This window comes from Streptococcus pseudopneumoniae, from assembly GCF_038148935.1.
GTDB classification, from domain to species: domain Bacteria; phylum Bacillota; class Bacilli; order Lactobacillales; family Streptococcaceae; genus Streptococcus; species Streptococcus pseudopneumoniae_U.
Genome location: NZ_JBBJZX010000154.1, coordinates 1 through 2,125, shown reverse-complemented (window position 1 = coordinate 2,125; position 2,125 = coordinate 1). Strand labels below are relative to the sequence as shown.

Sequence of the window (2,125 nt, the reverse complement as noted above, 5' to 3'; positions counted from 1 at the left end):
GAAGTCAGTCTCAGCGTTAATTGTCTCTATGGTGATTTGACTTTTTTCAATCAGCCCAAGCGTGCTCTCCGCAATGAACACTATCATCAAGAAACTAAAGACTATCTCAAGAGTAACAAGAGTGTCAAGATTTTCTTGACCACTATGATTGGGGATGTGGAGGTGGTTAGAGGATGAAAAAACAAGCCTATGTAATGATTGCTCTCACCTCTATCCTGTTTGTCTTATTTTTCTCCCACAGCTTGCTGGACATCCTTGACTTTGACTGGTCTATTTTCTTGCACGATGTCGAAAAAACAGAAAAATTTATCTTTTTGTTGTTGGTATTCAGCATGTCCATGACCTTTCTCTTAGCCCTGTTTTGGAGAGGTGTTGAAGAGCTTTCTCTAAGAAAAATGCAGGCCAATCTCAAGCGTTTGTTGGCAGGGCAAGAAGTGGTTCAGGTTACAGATCCAGATTTGGATGTCAGTTTCAAGTCCTTGTCAGGTAAACTTAACCTTTTGACGGAGGCTCTTCAAAAAGCTGAAAATCAGAGTCTTGCTCAGGAAGAGGAAATCATCGAGAAGGAACGGAAGCGAATTGCTCGGGATTTGCACGATACAGTCAGTCAGGAGTTGTTTGCGGCTCACATGATTTTATCAGGCGTCAGTCAGCAGGCTTTGAAATTGGATAGAGAAAAGATGCAGATCCAGTTGCAGAGTGTCACAGCTATTTTAGAAACTGCCCAGAAGGACTTGAGAGTCTTGCTCCTGCACTTGCGACCAATTGAACTGGAGCAGAAGAGCTTGATAGAAGGGATTCAAATTCTCCTAAAAGAGCTTGAGGACAAGAGTGATCTCAAGGTTAGTCTCAAGCAGAATATGACGAAATTGCCCAAGAAGATTGAGGAGCATATCTTCCGCATTTTGCAGGAGTTGATTAGCAATACCCTCCGCCATGCCCAGGCCTCTTGTTTGGATGTCTATCTCTATCAGACAGATGTTGAAGTACAGCTGAAGGTGGTGGACAATGGGATTGGTTTCCAGTTGGGGAGCTTAGACGACTTAAGTTATGGACTTCGCAATATCAAGGAGCGGGTTGAAGATATGGCAGGGACAGTTCAGTTATTAACAGCTCCCAAGCAAGGGCTGGCAGTTGATATCCGTATTCCCTTGTTAGATAAGGAACTATAAGGAGTAAAGATGAAAATTTTACTAGTAGATGACCATGAAATGGTCCGATTGGGCTTGAAAAGCTACTTTGACCTCCAAGATGATGTAGAAGTTGTGGGTGAGGCGGCAAACGGATCTCAAGGAATTGACTTGGCCTTGGAACTGCGTCCAGATGTCATTGTCATGGATATTGTCATGCCTGAGATAAATGGGATTGACGCGACTTTGGCTATCCTAAAAGAATGGCCTGAAGCCAAGATTTTGATTGTGACCTCTTACCTAGACAATGAAAAAATCATGCCTGTTTTAAATGCTGGTGCTAGGGGCTATATGCTCAAGACTTCTAGTGCAGACGAACTACTCCATGCCGTCCGTAAGGTGGCTGCTGGGGAGCTGGCTATTGAACAAGAGGTTAGCAAGAAGGTTGAATACCACCGCAATCACATGGAACTACATGAGGACCTGACTGCGCGTGAGCGAGATGTGCTTCAACTCATCGCCAAGGGTTACGAAAATCAGCGTATCGCAGACGAACTTTTTATCTCTCTCAAGACGGTCAAGACGCACGTGTCTAACATTCTTGCCAAACTTGAGGTCAGTGATCGCACACAAGCTGCGGTCTATGCCTTTCAGCACCACTTGGTGGGGCATGAGGATTTTTAGTAGTTATATAAAATAATATCGGAGAAATGACTTAATTTAGTACCAAGAAGTGAGTAAGTAGTTCTAGTACGGTAAAATATTTTTTTCACAATGTTTTTATGTTATTTGTTGACATTCATTTTATAGGGGAGTAAAATAGAGTTAGAAATATTTAGATTAACATATATATTATAAAATATAAAAAATCCAAAAGGAGGTTAAAATCATACAGCAACTTTAAATTTTCATGATAGGAGGAAATAGTTATGAAAAAATCTAAACTACTCACACTTGGTTTGCTTGCAGGTGCTGGTCTGCTTTTGTCTATCAAC

General features: G+C 41.8%; 3 protein-coding genes. All 3 read left to right on the top strand.

The window, feature by feature from the left end; genetic code table 11:
* A partial coding sequence (locus WKI42_RS10220) for a LiaF domain-containing protein (RefSeq protein WP_368081866.1) occupies positions 1–177 on the top strand: 177 nt, incomplete at its 5' end.
* The gene (locus WKI42_RS10215; protein ID WP_368081865.1) at positions 174–1,172 is read left to right on the top strand and encodes a sensor histidine kinase; all 999 of its coding nucleotides are present in this window, start codon (positions 174–176) and stop codon (positions 1,170–1,172) included. The genes WKI42_RS10220 and WKI42_RS10215, both read left to right, overlap by 4 nt.
* Before the next feature lie 9 nt (positions 1,173–1,181).
* Positions 1,182–1,814 (top strand): response regulator transcription factor, encoded by a 633-nt coding sequence (locus WKI42_RS10210; RefSeq protein WP_368081864.1) that lies wholly within the window; start codon positions 1,182–1,184, stop codon positions 1,812–1,814.
* Positions 1,815–2,125 lie beyond the last annotated feature (311 nt).